The following is a 19,918-nucleotide window of genomic DNA, read 5'->3' as shown; positions in this document are numbered from 1 at the left end:
ATCGGTGAGCTCGATCCCTGTCAGCGTGCCCCGAGAACCTGGGGGCGCACGCCGGTGGCTCGACCACGAGCTCGCGCGGCTCGCCACCGAGCGGCCCGGCATCGATCGGCTGCTCCGGGCGACCTGGCGCCGGCCGGTGCCGTTCGTGGTGGTGCTGAGCGTGCTGATGGAGGGCTTCCTCGGCGCCGCGATCGTCGACGGGGACGCGGACTGGTTCCGTCGTGCCGGGGTCGCGATGATCGGTCCGGGGTTCCTCGACGTGTTCTCGGACTCCGGGCTCCAGATCGGACCGATCTACCTGGCCGGCATCGGGCTGGCCGCCCGCCTCTTCGCGGCGCTGGGCCTTCCCGTCGTGTTCATGCTGTCGGCGACACAGGCCGCGGGCGTCGCCTGGTTGGCTACGTTGACCGCGGGCCGTGCCGCGCGGATCACCGGGACCGCGCAGCTCCCGGCGCAGTGGGCGGTCGGGCTGACGCTCGCTCTGGGCGGATTTCTCGCGGAGGGTGTCGGCAACGGTCATCCGGAGGAGATCCTGCTCGGGCTGCTCCTGGCGAACGCCGCACTGAGCGCCGGACGCGGCAGGTTCGCGGTCGCGGGGGTCCTCATCGGCCTGGCGACGGGGATCAAGCAGTGGGGGATCATCGGTGCGGGCGTCCTGCTGACCGGGCGCCGGCTGCGCGGGGTCGTCGTCGGCTCCGCGACGCTCGCTGCGGTCGTCCTGTCGGTCTACCTGCCGTTCGCGCTCGGCGGTCAGGTGAAGACGCTCGACATGGCGTGGGGGATCCCGCGCGGGTCGATGCTGGGCCTGATCGGCGGGTGGGTGCACGGTTCCGACTGGACGCTGCGCGCGATCCAGGGCGCGCTCGCCGGCGCCGTCGGTGCCGCCGTGAGCCTGCGGCGGCGCGGATCGCCGCTGGTGGCCGTGGCGCTCGCCATCTCCGCCCGTCTCTTCCTCGATCCGCTCCGGCTGAGCTACTACTCCGGCCCGCTCGTCGCGGTCGTCCTGCTGTGGCTCTGGACGTCGGACGACCGCGTGCTGCGCCGGTTGCGGCTCCCGGTGACGGCCGCCATGCCGCTCCTCGTGCTCGGGCCCTACGTCTCGCCGGCGTGGTTCTTCTGGCCGGCGGGCAACGTCGTCCTCGTGGTCGCCCCGGTGGCGTTGCTGGTGCTCGACGGGATGGCGGCGCGGCGGCGGACGGCCGAGCCGGTCGGCGGTGCCACGGGGGAGCGCATCGCGACTAACCTTCCTCCGTGCCCGACTCCTTCCGTACCGTCCCCGGTCCCCGCGTCGTCCTGATCGGTCCCCCCGGTTCAGGCAAGTCGACGGTCGCGGCTGCGCTGGCCGAGAGGTGGCAAGCTCGGGGCTCGCGACACCGATGCCGACGTCGAGACCGTCGCCGGCAAGTCCATCGCCGAGATCTTCGTGGAGGACGGCGAGCCGGCCTTCCGCGCGCTCGAGCGTGAGGCCGTCGGGCGTGCGCTCGTCGAGCACGACGGGGTGCTCGCCCTCGGCGGCGGTGCGGTGCTGGACCCACAGACGGACGAGGCGCTGACCCAGTACGTGGGCTACGGAGGGGTCGTCGTCTTCCTCGACGTGTCGCTGGCGCACGCGGCGCCGCGGGTCGGCTTCAACCAGTCCCGCCCGCTCCTCCTGGGGAACCCGCGATCGCAGTGGCAGGCGCTGATGGACGCCCGACGGCCGGTGTACGAGCGCCTGGCCACGCTGAGCGTGGTGACGGACGATCGTCGGCCGGCGGAGGTCGCCGAGATCATCGAGCTCGAGCTGGCCGCGGCCCGGCGCGCTGCCGCGACAGACGGGCACGGCGCATGACCCCCACCGGCGAGGTGCGCACCGTCACCGTGGCCGGGGACCGGCCCTACGACGTCGTGATCGGTCACCACCTGCTCGGTGAGCTCCCCGGGCTGCTCGGCGGCGAGGTCCGCCGGGTTCTCGTCGTGCATCCTGCGGCCCTGGCGACGACGGCGGACGCCGTGCGTGCCGACCTGCTCGAGCACGGCTACGAGACGTTCCTGGCGGAGGTGCCCAACGCCGAGGAGGCGAAGACCGCACAGGTGGCCGCCTTCCTCTGGGGTGTGCTCGGTCAGGCGGACTTCACGCGCACGGACGCCGTGGTCGCGGTGGGCGGGGGAGCGACCACCGACCTCGGCGGCTTCGTCGCGGCGACCTGGCTGCGCGGGATCCGGGTGGTGCACGTGCCGACGACGCTCCTCGCGATGGTCGACGCAGCGGTGGGTGGCAAGACGGGCATCAACACGCCCGAGGGCAAGAACCTGGTCGGCGCGTTCCACCCGCCCGTCGGGGTTCTCTGCGACCTGGCCGCGCTGGCCTCGTTGCCGCGGAACGATTTCGTCTCGGGCCTCGCCGAGGTGGTCAAGTGCGGGTTCATCGCGGACCCGCGCATCCTCGAGCTCGTCGAGGCGAACGTGGCGCTGCTGCAGGACCCCGTGGCGGCCGCGTCCTCGGACGTCCTGCTGGAGTCGTCGAGCGCGCGATCGCCGTCAAGGCGCAGGTGGTCGGCGAGGACCTGCGGGAGGCCGGCCTGCGGGAGGTCCTGAACTACGGGCACACATTCGGCCATGCCGTCGAGCTGGTCGAGCGCTTCCAGTGGCGGCACGGCGCGGCCGTCTCCGTCGGGATGGTCTTCGTCGCCGAGCTCGCGCGTCTCGCGGGACGCCTGCCCGACGAGGTCGTCGCCAGGCACCGGTCCGTGCTGTCGTCGCTCGGACTGCCGGTCTCGTACCGCGGCGACCGCTGGAACCAGCTGCAGGCGGCCATGCGTCGCGACAAGAAGACCCGTGGCGACCTCCTACGGTTCGTCGTGCTCGAGGACGTCGGCCGCCCGGTCCGGCTCGAGGGGCCGGACCCGGCCCTGCTCGCCGCGGCGTACGCCGAGGTGAGCGAAGGGGCGACACCGCAGAGCACCGTCTCCCTCTGACGACCTCAACCTCGAGGCAGAACCTGCCGAGTGAGGTGCGAGAGTCAAGAGAACTGAGAGACGTGAGCACCGCTACCCCATTACGGACCGCCCGGCCGCGCAAGCTGCGCGTGGCACACGAGCTGCACGAGCTCGAGTCGACGAACCCCAGGCTCGCGAAGGTCCTGCGTTGGACCTGGGCTCGACCGATGCCCGTCCTCATCGGCATCGGGCTCGTCGTCGGCGTGCTCGGGGGCCTGGGCAGGACCGACGGGGACCAGGTGCTCTTCCGTGCGGCGGGCGTGGGCATGCTCGGGCCCGGGTTCCTCGACGTCTTCGCCAACAGCTGGCTGCAGATCGGTCCCGTCTACCTCCTGCTGCTCGGGGTCTTCACGGTGATCGTTCGCCTGCTGCAGCTGCCGGACGCCGCCGTGGGGGTGGCCGCCGCCGCTGCGCACGGCGCGCTGGTGGCGTGGCTCACCGTGTCGGCCGCCCGTCGTGCCGCCAGCGCGACGGGCGCCTGGGCGCGTCGCGCCGAGTGGGTCGTCGGACTGTCCATCGTGGTCGGTGGGTTCCTCTACACGTCGCAGACGGCCGACCACCCGGAGGAGCTCCTCGTCGGCCTTCTGGTGGTCCACGCGGCCGTCTCCGCGGGACGTTCCCGGCTGGTCCAGGCCGCGCTCCTGCTCGTGCTCGCCACCGGCGTCAAGCAGTGGGCACCGACGACCGGTGGCATCCTCCTGGCAGGACGACGGGTCAGGGACTCGTTGGTGGCGATCACCGTCCTGGGCGTCGGGATCGCTGTCCTCTACCTGCCGTTCAAGCTGTGGGGCGACATGAACACCTTCTCGCTGCAGTGGCCCTTTCCGGACCACACGTGGCTCGACAGGGTGCCCGGCATGGCGGGCTCGTCGGACTGGACCCAGCGGGTCGTCCAAGGGCTCGCGGCCGGGATCGCCGGCGTCGGCGTGGCCTGGCGGCGGCACGGCTCGGTGCTCGTCGCGGTGATCGCGTCGGTCGCGGTCCGCCTGCTCCTCGACCCGCTCCGGCTGTCGTACTACTGGGTCGCTCTGGCGGCGGCCATGCTGGTCTGGCTCTGGAGCAGTCGATCTCCGGGCGTCGCTCGGACCCGGTGGTGGTTCACGCTCCTTCTCCCGTGCCTGACGTTCGCTCCACTCGTGGCGGACACCTGGTGGTGGCACCTGGAGACGCTGGTGGCTGTCGGGCTCCCGCTGTACTGCCTGGCGGTCGAACGGTCCGACCGCCGCACGGCGGCAGCGTCGGTGCCGGGGGAGCGCGATCCCCTAGGCTCGGCCGCATGACGCGTCTGATGGTGCTCAACGGGCCGAACCTGGGGCGGCTCGGCGCGCGGGAGCCGGAGGTGTACGGCTCGACGACGCACGACGACCTCGCCGCCGCCGTCGAGAAGTGGGCGACCGACCTGGGGGTCCAGGTGGAGACGCGCCAGACCGACGACGAGTCACAGCTCGTCGGCTGGTTGCACGAGGCCGTCGACTCCCGCTCGCACGTCGTGCTCAATCCGGCCGCATTCACCCACTACTCGTACGCGCTGCGCGACGCAGCGGCGCAGGTGACCACCGCCGGGCTCCTCCTGGTCGAGGTGCACCTCACCAACCCGTACGCCCGGGAGACGTTCCGGCACGTCTCGGTGATCGGCCCGGTCGCCACAGGCACCGTGGCGGGGTTCGGTATCGACTCCTACCGGCTCGCGCTGGAGGCGATCGCGGCCCGCGTGTGAGGGACGCGTCGAGGTTCACGGTACGATGGTCGGCGGCTTGCGGCCGTCGCTGCCGCGCACTCCCGTCTCAGGGACCAGCCGCGACGGGCCGCGCAGAACTCATCCTCGACAGGAAGCGACGATCGTGGCGACCACCAACGACCTGAAGAACGGCACCGTGCTGAAGATCGACGGCCAGCTGTGGACCGTCATCGAGTTCCAGCACGTCAAGCCCGGCAAGGGTGGCGCGTTCGTCCGCACCAAGCTGAAGAACGTCCTGTCCGGCAAGGTCGTCGACCGCACGTTCAACGCGGGCCTGAAGATCGAGACGGCCAACGTCGACAAGCGCGACATGCAGTTCCTGTACAAGGACGGCAGCGACTTCGTCTTCATGGACACCGACACCTACGACCAGGTGAACATCCCCGAGGCCACGGTCGGCGACGTCGCCAACTTCCTCCTCGAGAGCCAGAGCGCGATGGTCGCGACGAACGAGGGCGCCCCCCTGTACGTCGAGCTCCGCCGTCGGTCGTCCTCGAGGTCACGTACACCGAGCCCGGCCTGCAGGGCGACCGTTCGTCGGCCGGCACCAAGCCCGCCACGCTCGAGACCGGGTACGAGATCCAGGTCCCGCTCTTCCTCGAGGCCAACACGAAGGTCAAGGTGGACACCCGCGACGGCAGCTACCTGGGCCGCGTGAACGACTGAGGTGGCTGCTCGCACCAAGGCGCGCAAGCGCGCCCTCGACGTCCTCTTCGAGGCCGACCAGCGCGGCGTCGACCCGGTGAGCCTGCTCGCGCAGCGCATCACCGAGCCGGGCACCGAGGCGGCGCTGCCGCAGTACTCGGTCGACCTGGTCGAGGGCGTGATCGCCGAGCAGCGCCGGATCGACGAGCTGCTGGCCACGCACGCGCACGGCTGGACGATCGACCGGATGCCCGCCGTCGACCGAGCGCTGCTGCGGATCGGCACGTGGGAGATCCTCTACAACGACGACGTCCCCGACGCGGTCGCGGTCGACGAGGCCGTGGAGCTGGCCCGATCGCTGTCCACGGACGAGTCGCCGAACTTCGTCAACGGGCTCCTGGGCCGCATCGTCGACCTGAAGCCGACGCTGCTCGCCTGACGACCGGGCTGCTCAGACGCTGCGTTGGATCGCGGCCAGCGTGCCCTCGCGCGGGCCCTGGGTCGGGACCGCGCGCAACGACCGCGGCTGCGGGACCACGGGCATCGTGCCGGTGGTCGGGCGCGGTCCGCGGACCGGCAACCCGGGAGCGGCGCGGCCGAGGAAGTTGCCCTGGACCCGGGTCACCCCCATCGCGATGAGGGCCGTGAGCTGGTCGGGCGTCTCGACGCCCTCCGCGACGACGTCGAGCCCGTGCGTCTGGGCGAGCGCGACGATGGCGCGCACCACACCCTGACCGCGCTCGGAGGCCATGTCGCGGACGAAGGACCGGTCGATCTTCAGCTGGTCGACCGGGAGCCGAGCGATGCGGGCCAGCGAGCTGTAGCCGGTGCCGAAGTCGTCGACGGCGATCTGGGCGCCGCGTGCGCGCAGCTCGGAGAGCACGGGAACCGCGGACGTCGTCTGCACGAGGGCGCTCTCGGTGATCTCCAGCGTGAGGTGCTCCCAGAAGGCGTCGCCCCACGCGGTCTCGATCTGGGCGAGCGCGTCGGGCTCGGCCAGCTGACGCGCGGCGATGTTCACGGCGACGGGCATCTGGAACCGCTCGAGCGCCTGCCGAGCCTGGCTGAGGACCGACAGCCCGATCGGCACGATCAGGCCGGTCTCCTCGGCGAGGTCGAGCCAGTCGGCCGGCAGGATCAGGTGACCGTGGTGGTCCCAGCGCGCCAGCGCCTCGACCTGGACGATCTCGAGCGTCTGCGCGTCGACGATGGGCTGGAAGTAGGCGGTGAAGTGGCCGGCGGTCACGGCGGTCTCCAGGGCGGCGCGCTGCTGACGCTCCGCCTCGACGCGGCGACGCAGGACCCGGTCGAACACGCGGAACCCGGCGTGCGTGCGCTTGGCCTCGAGCATCGCGGTGTCGGCGTGCCGGATCAGGGCGTCGGCGTCGACGATGTCGCCGGGCAGCCAGGTGGCGACGCCGACGGTGAGGCGTGCCGGGCGGCTCCCGACGGTGCGGTCGAGGAACCCCTCGCGCAGCGAGCGCGCCAGCGCGACCAGGTCGACGTCGGAGGGTGCCCGGGACAGGACGACGACGAACTCGTCACCGCCGAACCGGCCGACGTAGGCCTCGCGGTCGTGCAGGGCGGAGCGCAGGTAGTCGGCGACCCGGACGAGCAGCGCGTCGCCGCTCGCGTGGCCGAGCGCGTCGTTGACGCGCTTGAAACCGTCGAGGTCGCAGTAGATCAGCGAGACCCGGGTGCGCTCGACGTTCGCCTGGTCGAGCACGTCGACCAGGTGGCGCTCCACCGAGCGGCGGTTGGGCAACCGGGTCAGCGAGTCCGCGAACGCGGTCGAGTGCAGCCGCTCGGCGAGCTGGTAGCGCTCGGCGGCGGCGGAGACGATCTGGGCGAGGTCCATGAGGAACGCCCGCTCCTGCGCGGTGTGCTCGACCTTCTCGCCCGAGAAGAGCTCGGTGACGAACCGGTCGCGCGCGATCGGGCGCAGCGAACCCTCGATGCTCGGGTCGGCCAGGATCGCGCGAGCCTCGTCGCGGGCGCTGACGAGCAGCGCGTCGGCGTCTTTGACGAACCACGCGGCGTTGGCGAGGCGGGCGACAGCGTCGCGCATCAGGTGCTGGAGCGCCGCGCTGTCCTGCGCCTCGCGGATCCGGCTGAGGGCGACGACCTCGAGGGCGAGCGCGAGCGGGATCGCCCACAGGGCCGCGAAGATGCCCCCGAGACCGCGGTCGGGCGTCAGGACCCCGGCCGTGAAGATCGCCAGCGACTCCGCGCCCGCGAGCACCAGGAGCGAGCCGAACCGGGTCAGTCGGGTGCGCCCGACCGCCAGCACGACGTACGTGACGACGATGACGGTGGGGACGAGCAGGAGCGCCTCGCTGAGCACGTCAGGGTCGATCTGCTGCGGGAGGAGGTCGTCGGGGACCCACCACACGACGGCGCGCATCGCGAAGAGCCCTCCGGCGGCCCATACCCAGGGGCGGACGGGTGGCCCGCCGGCGATCGCCCGCGTGGCGGGGACGGCGATGAGGATGAAGCCCGCGATGAGCTGGGCGTGCACGTAGACCAGGGCATCCTGGAGGGTGCCGGGCATCGCGAGGGCGTAGAGGCCGCCCACGGCGAGCACCAGGGACATGTCGAGCGACCAGGCGAAGGACCACGCGGCGCTGGCCGGACGCTCGCCCCGCCACCACACCCACTGGAGCACGCAGAAGCCACCCACGACCCCCGCGGCGAGGAGCTGCAGGACGGTGACCCACGTCGGGACGGATGCCAGCACGAAGGGGACATCGACACCTGTCACACCCCAGATGACGTGGCATCCGGGTGACGGGCACAGGACATTCACGGGAAGTCGTGTGCGAGGACACGATCGGGCGGCTGTCATCATGACTGCGTGACGACCGATCCCGGACTGGCCGCACGCCCGGGACGGCTCTCGCGGCGCACCATCACCTCGTACGCGCTCGGCTCGGTCGCGACCGGCGGGTTCGGCACCCTGCCGGGCCTGGTGCTCGCGTACTACCTCACCGACACGCTGGGCGTCGCGGCCGGTGTCGCCGGTCTGGTGGTCACCGTGCCGAAGCTCTGGGACGTCGTCATCGACCCGTTCATCGGGGCCCGGTCGGACACGTCCGCCGCGCGGCACGGGAGCCGACGCAGCTTCCTGCTGACCGGCGCCCTGACGCTCCCGCTCCTGTTCGCGGCCGTGTTCGCGACGCCGCGCGCCCTCGACGGTGCGGCCGCCGCGACCTGGGTGGTGCTGGCGTTCGTCGCCGCGGCGACGGCGTTCTCCGTCTTCCAGGTGCCGTACATCGCGCTGCCGGCCGAGATCGCCCCGGACTACGCCTCCCGGACCCGGCTGCTCGCACCGAGGATCGCCGTGCTGGCCGTGGCGATCCTCGCGTTCGGCGCGGGCGGTCCGCTGGTGCGCGACGCCGCGGGCGGCGGGCGCGCCGGGTACCTCGTGATGGGCCTGGTCGGGGGCGTCACCATCGGGCTGGGCATGCTCGCCGCGTGGTCGGGTGCGCCCCGGAGGGCGCGGGTCGCCGACGGCGCTCCGGTGCCGCACGCCCGCGGGGACGCCCTGCGCCTGGGCATGGCGGCGCTGCGGGAGATCCCGGCGTTCCGCCGCCTGCTCGGCGCCTTCCTGCTCCAGGCGTTGGCGACGGGCGCGATGCTGGCCGGCGCCCAGTACGTCGCGACGTACACGCTCGGCAACGAGGACGCGGTGACGTTCCTGTTCGTCGCCCTGGTCGCGCCGGCGTTGCTCGTGATGCCGGTCGGGACGAGGCTGGCTCGACGGTTCGGCAAGCGGCGCTCGTTCATGGGCGCCTCGATCCTGTTCACCTTCGCCGCGCTGTCCCTGGTGCCGATGCGCTGGGCGCCCGGCGGATGGGTCTATGCCTCGGTCGCGCTGGCCGGAGTCGCGTACGCCGGCATGCAGCTCTACCCGTTGGCGATGCTGCCGGACGTCGTGTCCGTCGACGCGCGGGAGCGCGGCGAGGACCGCGCCGGTGTGCTCGGCGGCGTCTGGACGGCGGGGGAGACCGCCGGGCTCGCGCTCGGCCCCACCCTCGTGCTCGGCACGCTCGCCGTCACCGGCTTCGTCTCGAAGACCGCCGGTCAGACCGTCGCGCAACCGGGCTCGGCCCTGACGGGGATCTCCCTCGCGTTCTCCCTGCTGCCGGCAGCGCTCGCGCTGCTCAGCCTGGTACCGCTGTCCCGCTACCCGTTGTCGGCGGACGTCGTCGATCACGCCGCTGCTGTGGAGGTCCGTCCGTGAACCGCTCTCCGGGTCGGCCCGTCGCCGACGTCCTCGCCGACCTGGCCTCCTGGCGTGCGGCCGACCCGCCCACCCACGGCGGACGGATCCTGTCGTACGTCTACGACCCCGGACGCCCCGACCTCGACGACGTCGCGGCCGAGGCCGTGCGCATGTTCCTGCCGGTCAACGGCCTGGACCCCACCACGTTTACCTCCGTCGCCGAGCTCGAGAGCCGGATCGTCGCGTTCGCCCGTGACGTCCTGCACGGCGACGACGGGACCGTCGGGTCGGTGACCTCGGGTGGCACCGAGTCCTGCATGCTCGCCGTGAAGTCTGCTCGTGACCTGTGGCGCGGGGCCCACGGCGCCACCGAGCGGCCCACGCTCGTCCTGCCGACGACGGCGCACCCGGCGTTCCACAAGGCCGCCCACTACCTCGACCTCGACGTCCTGGCCGTCCCGGTCGACCACCGCACGGGCGTCCCGGCGGCGGCGGACGTGCTGGCGCGGGTGGACGACCGAACGGCGCTCGTCGTCGTCAGCGCGCCCAGCTACCCGTTCGGGGTGATCGACCCGGTCCGCGAGGTGGCAGCGGGGGCCCAACGCGCCGGTGTCCCGGTGCACGTCGACGCGTGCATCGGCGGGTGGGTGCTGCCGTGGTGGGGCGGCCTCGACGACCGGCCCTGGGACCTGGCGGTCCCCGGCGTGACGTCGATCTCGGCCGACCTGCACAAGTTCGGCTTCGCGCCCAAGGGCGCCTCGGTCGTGCTCTACCGCTCGCGGGAGCAGCACCGCGCGCAGTACTTCGCGACGACGGCCTGGCCGGGGTACCCGGTCGTCAACCCGACGATGCTCGGCTCGCGCGGCGTCGGGGCCACGGCCGCGGCGTGGGCGGTCCTGCAGGTGCTCGGCACGAGCGGCCTCGCCGAGTCGTGGACGCCACGCGACGGGCCACCGCGACGCTGGTCGCCACGGTCGAGGGGATAGCCGGTCTGCGCGTCGTCGGCGACCCGACCGGACCGCTCGTCGCGATCGCCGCCGACGACTCGACCGACCCCGTGGACCCGTTCCTGCTGATCGACGAGGTCCGTCGTCGCGGGTTCCTGCTGCAGGCCCAGCCCGCGATGGAGCAGCCCGACGGATCGGTGCTCGCCCGCACCGCCCACCTGACGGTCACGCCGGTGACGGAGCGGGTCCTCGACGAGCTCGTCGCCACGCTGGTCGACGCGGCGACCGCGGTCCGCGGGCTGCCCCCCGCGGCGCCCGACCCGTCGTTGGCCGCCAGCGTGCTGAGCGACGGTCTCCCCGACGACCTCGCCGTCGTCATGGCGACTCTCGAGGCGCTGCCGTCGGAGATGGTGCGGCCGCTGCTCGTCGAGGTGCTCGCCGCCACAGTCGACCCGGCTCGGGAGGGACGTTCCGGGCGGTAGGGTGAGACGTCGACAGACAATCCTTTAAGACCCGTCCTGTGAGGCGGGGAAGGAGCTGCGGTACATGAGCCTGCCCACGCCCACCACCGACGACGCCGCCGGCAACGTGGTCCTCGGCGCCCCGGAGATCGCCCGGGCGCTGACGCGCATCGCGCACGAGATCCTCGAACGCAACAAGGGTGGCGCCGACGTCATCCTGCTCGGCATCCCCACCCGCGGGCTGCCGCTGGCGCGGCGGCTGGCGGAACGCCTCGAAGCCGTCGAGCCGGGCCTCGACGCCGCGGCCCTCGTCGGCAGCCTCGACGTGACCATGTACCGCGACGACCTGGCTCACCACCCGACGCGGACCATCGGCGAGACCGACATCCCGGGCGGTGGTCTGGACGGCAAGGTCGTCGTCCTGGTCGACGACGTCCTCTACTCCGGCCGCACCATCCGCGCGGCTCTCGACGCGATCAGCGACCTCGGCCGCCCGCGCGCCGTCCAGCTTGCCGCCCTGGTCGACCGCGGTCACCGCGAGCTGCCGATCCGCGCGGACTACGTCGGCAAGAACCTGCCGACCTCCACCACCGAACGGGTGCGTGTCCTGCTGCAGGAGAGCGACGGCCGCGACGCCGTCCTCATCGAAGGAGGGGTGCGATGAAGCACCTGCTGTCCACGGCCGACCTCAGCCGCGCGGACGCCATCCGCATCCTCGACACCGCGGGCTCGATGGCGGCGACGCAGGGCCGGGAGATCAAGAAGCTCCCGACGCTGCGCGGCCGCACGGTGGTGAACCTCTTCTTCGAGGACTCCACGCGAACGCGGATCTCGTTCGAGACGGCCGCCAAGCGGCTCTCGGCCGACGTCATCAACTTCTCCGCCAAGGGCTCGAGCGTGTCCAAGGGCGAGTCTCTCAAGGACACCGCGCTGACTCTGCAGGCCATGGGCGCCGACGCGGTCGTGATCCGGCACCACGCCTCCGGGGCGCCGCACACGCTCGCGACCAGCGGGTGGACGCACGGCGCCGTCATCAACGCGGGCGACGGGATGCACCAGCACCCCACGCAGGCGCTGCTCGACGCCTACACCCTGCGCCGGCACCTGACCGGCCCGGGCGACGTGACCGGCCGTGACCTGGCCGGGTTGCGGGTGGCGATCGTGGGCGACGTCCTGCACAGCCGGGTGGCCCGCTCGAACGTCCAGCTCCTGCACACGCTCGGCGCCGAGGTCACGCTGGTGGCCCCGCCGACGCTCGTGCCCGTCGGGGTGGAGGCGTGGCCCGCCCGGGTCTCGTACCACCTGGACGAGGTGATCGCGCAGGACAAGCCCGACGCCGTCATGATGCTGCGCGTGCAGCGCGAGCGGATGTCGAGCGCCGGCGGCGGGTTCTTCCCCAGCCCGCTGGAGTACACGCGACGGTACGGGCTGGACGCCCGCCGGCTCGAGGCGCTGGCCGACCACGCGATCGTGCTGCACCCCGGACCCATGAACCGCGGCCTGGAGATCTCCGCCGACGCGGCCGACTCGCCCCGCGCGGTCATCGTCGAGCAGGTGGCCAACGGCGTCGCGGTGCGGATGGCCGTCCTGTACCTCCTGCTGGCCGGCGGCGACACGACCGTTGCGCCCGCGGGGGCGCGCACGAGCAGCGACGAAGCGAAGGTGTACGCATGAGGACCTACCTGATCCGGGACGTCAGCCCGCTGGGCGACGGCACCACCGACGTCCTGCTGGCCGACGGGGTGATCGCGGCGATCGGCCCCGACGCCGAGTCAAAGGCGGGCGACGACCCCGTCGTCATCGACGGGACCGGCCTGATCCTGCTGCCGGGGCTGGTCGACCTGCACACGCACCTGCGCGAGCCCGGCCGGGAGGACGCGGAGACGGTGCGCAGCGGCACGCGGGCCGCCGCGATGGGCGGGTACACCGCGGTGCACGCCATGGCGAACACGTCGCCGACGCAGGACACGGCGGGTGTCGTCGAGCAGGTGTGGCGGCTCGGTCGCGACGCCGGCTGGGCAGACGTCCGGCCGGTCGGTGCGGTGACGGTCGGGCTCGAGGGCGAGCGGCTGGCCGAGCTCGGCGCGATGGCGGAGTCCGCCGCCGCGGTCCGGGTGTTCTCCGACGACGGCAAGTGCGTGCACGACCCTGTACTGATGCGCCGCGCGCTGGAGTACGTCAAGGCGTTCGACGGGGTCATCGCGCAGCACGCGCAGGAACCACGGCTGACCGAGGGCGCCCAGATGCACGAGGGCGTCGTGTCGGCCGAGCTGGGCCTGCCCGGCTGGCCCGCGGTCGCCGAGGAGGCGATCGTCGCCCGTGACGTGCTGCTCGCCGAGCACGTCGGGTCGCGGCTGCACGTGTGCCACCTGTCGACCGCGGGGTCCGTCGAGATCATCCGCTGGGCCAAGTCCCGCGGTATCGACGTGACGGCCGAGGTCACGCCGCACCACCTCATGCTCACCGACGAGCTGGCCCGCGGCTACGACCCCGTGTTCAAGGTCAACCCGCCGCTGCGCACCCAGCGCGACGTCGAGGCCGTGCGGGAGGGACTTGCCGATGGGACGATCGACATCGTGGCCACCGACCACGCGCCACACACCCGCGAGGACAAGGACTGCGAGTGGGGCGCCGCGGCGTTCGGCATGACCGGCCTGGAGACGGCGCTGTCGGTCGTGCAGGAGACCATGGTCGACACCGGCCGCCTGACCTGGGCCGACGTCGCCCGCGTCATGTCGACCGCGCCCGCGCAGATCGGCCGCGTCAGCGACCACGGACGCCCGATCGCCGTGGGGGAGCCCGCCAACCTCGTGCTCGTGGATCCGGGGATCCGTCGCGTCGTGGTGCCGGAGGAGCAGGCCACCCAGAGCGCGAACTCGCCGTTCCGGGGGCGGGACCTGTCCGGCTGCGTCATCGCGACCTGGCTGCGCGGCCGCGCCACCGTGATGGACGGGTCGGCGTGCGACGAGTCCGTGGTGGTGAGCTCTTGAGGCACGCGACCCTCGCGGTCATCATCCTGATCGGGATGGTGGTCGTGGCACTGATCATCATGCGCGCCGGCTGGAGCTCCCGTGCCCGTCGCACCGCCGAGTTCGTGCCGAGCCTGCCGGTCGCCCCGGCCTCGCTGGGCAGGTCGCTCTTCGGGCCGGTGCCGATGATCTACATCTCGACCACCCGGGCGGGGGACTGGCTCGAGCGGATCACCGCGAACGGTCTCGGGGCGCGGAGCCGGGCCGAGGTCGAGGTGTTCGACGCCGGGGTCCGGATGGCTCGTACGGGAGCACCCGACCTGTTCGTACCGACGGCGGCGCTCCGCGACGTGACGGTCGCGCCGGGCATCGCCGGCAAGGTGGTGGGCCGCGACGGCATCGTCGTCGTCACGTGGCAGGCCACCCCCGACGACCCCCGCGGCGTGGACACCGGGCTGCGCCCGCGGCACGCCGCCGATCGCGAGCCCCTCGTGGACGCGATCGTCCCGCTCATTCGGCTGACCCCGGGGCAGTCGTCCCGCGCGCAGGAGGAGAACTCATGACCGACACCGGCCCTGCCTCCCAGGCAGTGCTCGTCCTCGAGGACGGCCGCACCTTCACGGGGCGGCCGTACGGCGCGGAGGGCTCGACGCTGGGCGAGATCGTCTTCAACACCGGCATGACCGGCTACCAGGAGACGCTGACCGACCCGTCCTACCACCGCCAGATCGTCGTCATGACGGCGCCCCACGTCGGCAACACCGGCGTCAACGACGAGGACCCGGAGTCCGCCCGGATCTGGGTGGCCGGCTACGTGGTGCGCGATCCCGCCCGCCGCGCGTCGAGCTGGCGCTCGGTGCGCACCCTGGACGACGACCTGGTGGCGCAGGGCGTCGTCGGGATCAGCGAGATCGACACCCGTGCCCTGACGCGGCACCTGCGCGAGCGCGGCGTGATGCGCGCCGGCATCTTCTCTGGCGCCGCGCTGACCGGCGCGGACGGCGAGCGCCGGCCCGAGGACGAGCTCCTCGCGGAGGTGCGTTCGGCGCCTGCGATGGCCGGTGCCGACCTGGCCGGCGAGGTCTCCACCGACGTGGCCTACGTCGTCGAGGCCCTCGGGCTGGACGGCGAACCGCTGGGCACGCCGGTCGCCACGGTCGCCGCGGTGGACCTGGGGATCAAGGCGATGACCCCGCAGCGGCTCGCCGAGCGCGGGGTCCGGGTGCACGTCCTGCCGTCGAGCGCGACGTTCGCCGACATCGCCGCGACCGGACCGGACGGCGTCTTCTTCTCCAACGGTCCCGGCGACCCGGGCGCGGCCACGCACGAGGTCGAGCTGCTGCGCGAGGTGCTGGACGCCGGGATCCCGTTCTTCGGCATCTGCTACGGCAACCAGATCCTCGGCAGGGCGCTCGGTTACGGCACCTACAAGCTCGGCTACGGCCACCGCGGGGTCAACCAGCCCGTGATGGACCGCTCCACCGGCAAGGTCGAGATCACCGCGCACAACCACGGGTTCGCGGTCGACGCACCGCTGGACGGCGAGTCGGTGGCACCGCACGACGGCGGCCGCTACGGCCGGGTCGTCGTCAGCCACGTCGACCTGAACGACGACGTGGTCGAGGGGCTGCAGGCGCTCGACCTGCCGGCGTTCTCGGTGCAGTACCACCCGGAGGCCGCGGCGGGCCCGCACGACGCCGCCTACCTGTTCGACCGCTTCGTCGACCTGATGACCACAGAGAAGAAGGGTGCCGCCTGATGCCCCGGCGCACAGACATCACCAGCGTCCTCGTCATCGGGTCCGGCCCGATCGTCATCGGCCAGGCGTGCGAGTTCGACTACTCCGGGACGCAGGCCTGCCGCGTGCTCAAGGAGGAGGGCCTGCGGGTCATCCTGGTCAACTCCAACCCGGCCACGATCATGACGGACCCGGAGTTCGCGGACGCCACCTACGTCGAGCCGATCACCACCGAGATCCTCACGACGATCATCGCCAAGGAGCGCCCGGACGCGATCCTGCCGACCCTCGGTGGCCAGACCGCGTTGAACGCCGCTATCGCGCTGGACGAGGCGGGCGTGCTGGAGAAGTACGACGTCGAGCTCATCGGCGCCAACATCGCCTCCATCCAGAAGGGCGAGGACCGCGAGCAGTTCAAGGAGGTCGTGGCCGTCTGCGGCGCGGAGAGTGCGGCGTCCGCGATCATCCACACCATCGAGGACGCGCTGAAGGCGGTCGAGGACCTCGGCTACCCGGTCGTCGTGCGCCCCTCGTTCACCATGGGCGGGCTGGGCTCCGGCATCGCGTACGACGAGACGGACCTTCGCCGCATCGTCGGCCAGGGCCTGCACTACTCGCCGACCACCGAGGTGCTCCTGGAGGAGTCGATCCTCGGCTGGAAGGAGTACGGCTCGAGCCTCATGCGCGACAAGCACGACAACGTCGTGGTCGTCTGCTCGATCGAGAACGTCGACCCGGTCGGCGTGCACACGGGCGACTCCGTCACCGTCGCGCCGGCGCTGACGCTCACGGACCGCGAGTACCAGCGCCTGCGCGACATCGGCATCGCGGTCATCCGCGAGGTCGGCGTCGACACCGGCGGCTGCAACATCCAGTTCGCCATCGAGCCCTCCACCGGGCGCGTCGTGGTGATCGAGATGAACCCGCGCGTGTCCCGGTCGAGCGCGCTCGCATCGAAGGCGACCGGGTTCCCGATCGCCAAGATCGCGGCGAAGCTCGCCATCGGGTACACGCTCGACGAGATCCCCAACGACATCACGGGCGGCGTGACCCCCGCGTCGTTCGAGCCCACGCTCGACTATGTCGTCGTCAAGGTCCCGCGGTTCGCGTTCGAGAAGTTCCCGGCCGCGGACGACACCCTGACGACGACGATGAAGTCGGTGGGCGAGGCCATGGCCCTCGGCCGCAACTTCACCGAGGCGCTGGGCAAGGCCATGCGGTCGCTGGACAAGAAGGGCTCGGTGTTCCACTGGGCCGGCGATGCCCTGACCGGCGACGCGCTCGACGCGCTCACGGCGACGATCAGCCGGCCGACCGAGCACCGGCTCGTCGACGTCCAGCAGGTGCTGCGCGCCGGTGTCCCGCTGGAGACGGTCTTCGACCTGACCGGCATCGACCCCTGGTACATCGACCAGATCCAGCTCATCAACCAGGTGGCCGCCGAGACGGCCGCTGCTTCGGCACTGACCCGGGACGTGCTGCTGCACGCCAAGCGTCACGGCCTGTCGGACGTGCAGATCGCCTCGCTGCGCCGCACGTCCGAGGACGCGGTCCGCGGCGCCCGGCACGCCGTCGGGCTGCGCCCGGTGTTCAAGACGGTGGACACCTGCGCCGCCGAGTTCGCGGCGAGCACGCCGTACCACTACTCGTCCTACGACGAGGAGACCGAGGTCGCCCCGCGCACCCGCCCGGCGATCCTCATCCTCGGCTCGGGACCCAACCGCATCGGCCAGGGCATCGAGTTCGACTACTCCTGCGTGCACGCCGCCCTGGCGCTCAAGGACGAGTTCGAGACCGTCATGGTCAACTGCAACCCCGAGACCGTGTCCACGGACTACGACACCTCGGACCGGCTCTACTTCGAGCCGCTGACGTTCGAGGACGTGCTCGAGGTCTACCACGCCGAGCTCGCGGCCGGACCGGTCGAGGGCCTGATCGTGACGCTCGGCGGCCAGACGCCGCTGTCGCTGGCGCAGCGCCTCGCCGACGCCGGCCTGCCGATCCTGGGCACGTCCCCGGCAGCGATCGACGCCGCCGAGGACCGCGGCGCGTTCGGCAAGGTGCTCGAGGCCGCCGGGCTGCCGGCACCGGCCTTCGGCACGGCTACGACGCTCGGCGGCGCTCGCGACACGGCCCGCCGCATCGGCTTCCCGGTGCTGGTGCGCCCGTCCTACGTGCTCGGCGGACGTGGCATGGAGATCGTCTACTCCGAGTCGCAGCTCGACGAGTACGTGGGCCGGGCGCTCGAGAACGCGGCCGACGGCGGGCGTGCCGGGACGCTCCCGCCGCTGCTCATCGACCGCTTCCTCGACGACGCGATCGAGATCGACGTGGACGCGCTGTTCGACGGCACCGAGCTGTTCCTCGGGGGAGTCATGGAGCACATCGAGGAGGCCGGCATCCACTCCGGCGACTCGGCGTGCACCCTGCCGCCGGTCACGTTGTCCACCAGCGAGCTCGAGCGCATCCGCCTGTCCACCGAGGCGATCGCGCGCGGCGTCGGGGTGCACGGCCTGCTGAACATCCAGTTCGCGCTGGTGTCCGACGTGCTCTACGTCCTGGAGGCCAACCCGCGCGCGTCGCGCACCGTGCCGTTCGTCTCCAAGGCCACGGGCGTCTCGCTGGCCAAGGCCGCGGCGCTCGTCATGGCCGGGCACTCGATCGCCGACCTGCGCGCGCGCGGCATCCTGCCGGTCGACGACGCGCGGGTGCTCGACCTCGGCTCGCCGGTCGCGGTCAAGGAGGCCGTGCTGCCGTTCAAGCGGTTCCGCACCAAGGAGGGCGTGGTCGTCGACACCGTCCTCGGGCCGGAGATGCGTTCGACGGGCGAGGTCATGGGGTTCGACGTGGACTTCCCGACCGCGTTCGCCAAGTCGCAGGAGGCCGCGTTCGGCGGGCTTCCCAGCGGCGGGCGTGCCTTCATCTCGGTGGCCGACCGTGACAAGCGCTCGATCGTCTTCCCGGTCAAGCGCCTGGCCGAGCTCGGCTTCGAGATCCTCGCCACGGAGGGCACCGCGGCGGTGCTGCACCGCAGCGGCATCACGTCCCGCGTGGTCCGCAAGTACTCCTCAGGCCGCGGCAGCGACGGCGAGCCGACGATCGTCGACCTCATCACCGACGGCGAGGTCGACATCGTGGTGAACACGCCGTCGGGCCAGGGTGCTCGTGCGGACGGCTACGAGATCCGGGCGGCGACGACGGCCGCCGACAAGGCGATGGTGACCACCGTCCAGCAGCTCGGCGCAGCGGTGCAGGCGATCGAGGCGGCCCAGGCGGGCCCGTTCACGGTCACGAGCCTGCAGGAGCACGACGCGGCCGCCCTGGTGCGGCGCGAGGCGCGTGCCGCTGCCCGTGCCACCGTGGGCGTCTCATGAGGGCGTTCGGGGAGCGGCTCGCCGCGGCGATGGAGGCGCACGGCCCGCTGTGCGTCGGCATCGACCCGCACCCGAGCCTGCTCGAGTCGTGGGGGCTCGCCGACGACGCCGAGGGGCTGCGCCGGTTCGCGCTCACCGTCCTCGACGCCGTCGGGGGGCGGGTGGCCGCCGTGAAGCCGCAGGCCGCGTTCTTCGAGCGGCACGGGTCGCGCGGGGTTGCGGTGCTCGAGGAGGTCGTCGCGGCGGGCCGGGACACGGGCACGCTCGTGATCGTCGACGCCAAGCGCGGGGACATCGGCTCGACGATGGCCGCGTACGCGGACGCGTTCCTGCGCGACGGCTCGCCCCTGGCCGGCGACGCGCTCACGGTGTCGCCGTACCTGGGGTTCGGGTCGCTCGACCCAGCCGTCGACCTGGCGCTCTCGTCGGGCCGCGGCCTGTTCGTCCTGTGCCTGACGTCGAACAAGGAAGGTCCCGAGGTCCAGCACGCCCGGGACGCGGACGGCGTCAGCGTCGCCGCGCACGTCGCCGCACACGCGGCCGCTCTGAACACCGACGCGCACCCGCTCGGGTCGATCGGCCTGGTGGTCGGGGCCACGATCGGCGATGCTGCCGAGCGCACGGGCGTCGACCTCGCTGCCGTCAACGGCCCCCTGCTCGCGCCTGGGGTCGGTGCACAGGGTGCAGGACCCGGCGACCTGGCTCGCGTCTTCGGGTCCGCCCGCCGTCAGGTGCTCGCCTCCTCCTCGCGAGGGGTGCTCGCCGCAGGGCCCGACGTGGTCGCCCTGCGCGGTGCCGCCCGGGCCGCCTCGGAGGAGGCGGCCGCGGCCCTGCGCGGCTGAC

The 19,918-nt window shown here is 72.5% G+C and carries 15 protein-coding genes and 3 pseudogenes; 17 read left to right on the top strand and 1 reads right to left on the bottom strand.

The window, feature by feature from the left end:
* Positions 1–25: 25 nt before the first annotated feature.
* The 7 genes and pseudogenes from AC38ZX_RS11075 to nusB all read left to right on the top strand — a co-directional run bounded on the left by AC38ZX_RS11075 (position 26) and on the right by nusB (position 5,800).
* The gene (locus AC38ZX_RS11075) at positions 26–1,297 is read left to right on the top strand and encodes a glycosyltransferase family 87 protein (RefSeq protein ID WP_491294115.1); all 1,272 of its coding nucleotides are present in this window, start codon (positions 26–28) and stop codon (positions 1,295–1,297) included.
* Positions 1,252–1,831 (top strand): annotated as a pseudogene (locus AC38ZX_RS11070) (shikimate kinase). Before AC38ZX_RS11075 ends, AC38ZX_RS11070 begins: the two are co-directional and overlap by 46 nt.
* A pseudogene (aroB, locus tag AC38ZX_RS11065) lies at positions 1,828–2,957 on the top strand (3-dehydroquinate synthase). The pseudogenes AC38ZX_RS11070 and aroB overlap by 4 nt, the downstream one beginning before the upstream one ends.
* Before the next feature lie 110 nt (positions 2,958–3,067).
* Positions 3,068–4,258, top strand: coding sequence for a hypothetical protein (locus AC38ZX_RS11060; protein ID WP_491294113.1), 1,191 nt, complete (start codon positions 3,068–3,070; stop codon positions 4,256–4,258).
* Positions 4,255–4,695, top strand: a complete 441-nt coding sequence (aroQ, locus tag AC38ZX_RS11055; protein WP_426592040.1) for a type II 3-dehydroquinate dehydratase — start codon at positions 4,255–4,257, stop codon at positions 4,693–4,695. Before AC38ZX_RS11060 ends, aroQ begins: the two co-directional genes overlap by 4 nt.
* A 124-nt stretch (positions 4,696–4,819) precedes the next feature.
* Positions 4,820–5,382: pseudogene (gene efp / locus AC38ZX_RS11050) on the top strand (elongation factor P).
* A gap of 1 nt (position 5,383) precedes the next feature.
* On the top strand, positions 5,384–5,800 hold the full coding sequence (gene nusB / locus AC38ZX_RS11045) for a transcription antitermination factor NusB (RefSeq protein ID WP_426592038.1): 417 nt from the start codon (positions 5,384–5,386) through the stop codon (positions 5,798–5,800).
* 12 nt (positions 5,801–5,812) lie between these two features.
* On the opposite strand, the gene AC38ZX_RS11040 is transcribed toward nusB, so the two are convergent.
* Positions 5,813–8,098, bottom strand: coding sequence for a putative bifunctional diguanylate cyclase/phosphodiesterase (locus AC38ZX_RS11040; RefSeq protein ID WP_426592037.1), 2,286 nt, complete (start codon positions 8,096–8,098; stop codon positions 5,813–5,815).
* A 117-nt stretch (positions 8,099–8,215) separates the two neighbouring features.
* Between AC38ZX_RS11040 and AC38ZX_RS11035 the strand changes: the two genes are divergently transcribed.
* From AC38ZX_RS11035 to pyrF, 10 genes are all read left to right on the top strand, one after another.
* Positions 8,216–9,604 carry an MFS transporter gene (locus tag AC38ZX_RS11035; protein WP_491294104.1) on the top strand — a complete coding sequence of 463 codons (1,389 nt, stop codon included), beginning with the start codon at positions 8,216–8,218 and terminating at the stop codon, positions 9,602–9,604.
* Positions 9,601–10,572 (top strand): pyridoxal phosphate-dependent decarboxylase family protein, encoded by a 972-nt coding sequence (locus tag AC38ZX_RS11030; protein WP_491294102.1) that lies wholly within the window; start codon positions 9,601–9,603, stop codon positions 10,570–10,572. Before AC38ZX_RS11035 ends, AC38ZX_RS11030 begins: the two co-directional genes overlap by 4 nt.
* A complete protein-coding gene (locus tag AC38ZX_RS11025; RefSeq protein ID WP_491294099.1) occupies positions 10,518–11,015 on the top strand; it encodes a hypothetical protein in 498 nt (165 codons plus the stop codon). Before AC38ZX_RS11030 ends, AC38ZX_RS11025 begins: the two co-directional genes overlap by 55 nt.
* A 64-nt stretch (positions 11,016–11,079) precedes the next feature.
* Positions 11,080–11,658: a bifunctional pyr operon transcriptional regulator/uracil phosphoribosyltransferase PyrR gene (gene pyrR / locus AC38ZX_RS11020; RefSeq protein WP_426592034.1), complete on the top strand. Its 579-nt coding sequence runs from the start codon at positions 11,080–11,082 to the stop codon at positions 11,656–11,658.
* Positions 11,655–12,668 (top strand): aspartate carbamoyltransferase catalytic subunit, encoded by a 1,014-nt coding sequence (locus tag AC38ZX_RS11015; protein WP_426592033.1) that lies wholly within the window; start codon positions 11,655–11,657, stop codon positions 12,666–12,668. The genes pyrR and AC38ZX_RS11015 overlap by 4 nt, the downstream gene beginning before the upstream one ends.
* The gene (locus AC38ZX_RS11010) at positions 12,665–13,984 is read left to right on the top strand and encodes a dihydroorotase (protein WP_426592032.1); all 1,320 of its coding nucleotides are present in this window, start codon (positions 12,665–12,667) and stop codon (positions 13,982–13,984) included. The genes AC38ZX_RS11015 and AC38ZX_RS11010 overlap by 4 nt, the downstream gene beginning before the upstream one ends.
* On the top strand, positions 13,981–14,526 hold the full coding sequence (locus AC38ZX_RS11005; protein ID WP_491294096.1) for a PH-like domain-containing protein: 546 nt from the start codon (positions 13,981–13,983) through the stop codon (positions 14,524–14,526). The genes AC38ZX_RS11010 and AC38ZX_RS11005 overlap by 4 nt, the downstream gene beginning before the upstream one ends.
* Positions 14,523–15,722, top strand: coding sequence for a glutamine-hydrolyzing carbamoyl-phosphate synthase small subunit (gene carA / locus AC38ZX_RS11000; protein WP_491294091.1), 1,200 nt, complete (start codon positions 14,523–14,525; stop codon positions 15,720–15,722). Before AC38ZX_RS11005 ends, carA begins: the two co-directional genes overlap by 4 nt.
* Positions 15,722–19,075 carry a carbamoyl-phosphate synthase large subunit gene (gene carB, locus AC38ZX_RS10995; protein WP_491294089.1) on the top strand — a complete coding sequence of 1,118 codons (3,354 nt, stop codon included), beginning with the start codon at positions 15,722–15,724 and terminating at the stop codon, positions 19,073–19,075. Before carA ends, carB begins: the two co-directional genes overlap by 1 nt.
* A complete protein-coding gene (gene pyrF / locus AC38ZX_RS10990) occupies positions 19,072–19,917 on the top strand; it encodes an orotidine-5'-phosphate decarboxylase (RefSeq protein WP_426592028.1) in 846 nt (281 codons plus the stop codon). The genes carB and pyrF overlap by 4 nt, the downstream gene beginning before the upstream one ends.
* Position 19,918: the final 1 nt, after the last annotated feature.

Source organism: Cellulomonas sp. McL0606 (genome assembly GCF_058248365.1).
This window is presented reverse-complemented; position numbering and strand designations above follow the sequence as displayed.

Bases quoted from the DNA above. Each gene is read 5' to 3' on its own strand.
- carB (WP_491294089.1), top strand. From the start codon at position 15,722: ATGCCCCGGCGCACAGACATCACCAGCGTCCTCGTCATCGGGTCCGGC.
- pyrF (WP_426592028.1), top strand. From the start codon at position 19,072: ATGAGGGCGTTCGGGGAGCGGCTCGCCGCGGCGATGGAGGCGCACGGC.
- pyrR (WP_426592034.1), top strand. From the start codon at position 11,080: ATGAGCCTGCCCACGCCCACCACCGACGACGCCGCCGGCAACGTGGTC.
- carA (WP_491294091.1), top strand. From the start codon at position 14,523: ATGACCGACACCGGCCCTGCCTCCCAGGCAGTGCTCGTCCTCGAGGAC.
- aroQ (WP_426592040.1), top strand. From the start codon at position 4,255: ATGACGCGTCTGATGGTGCTCAACGGGCCGAACCTGGGGCGGCTCGGC.
- AC38ZX_RS11015 (WP_426592033.1), top strand. From the start codon at position 11,655: ATGAAGCACCTGCTGTCCACGGCCGACCTCAGCCGCGCGGACGCCATC.
- AC38ZX_RS11010 (WP_426592032.1), top strand. From the start codon at position 12,665: ATGAGGACCTACCTGATCCGGGACGTCAGCCCGCTGGGCGACGGCACC.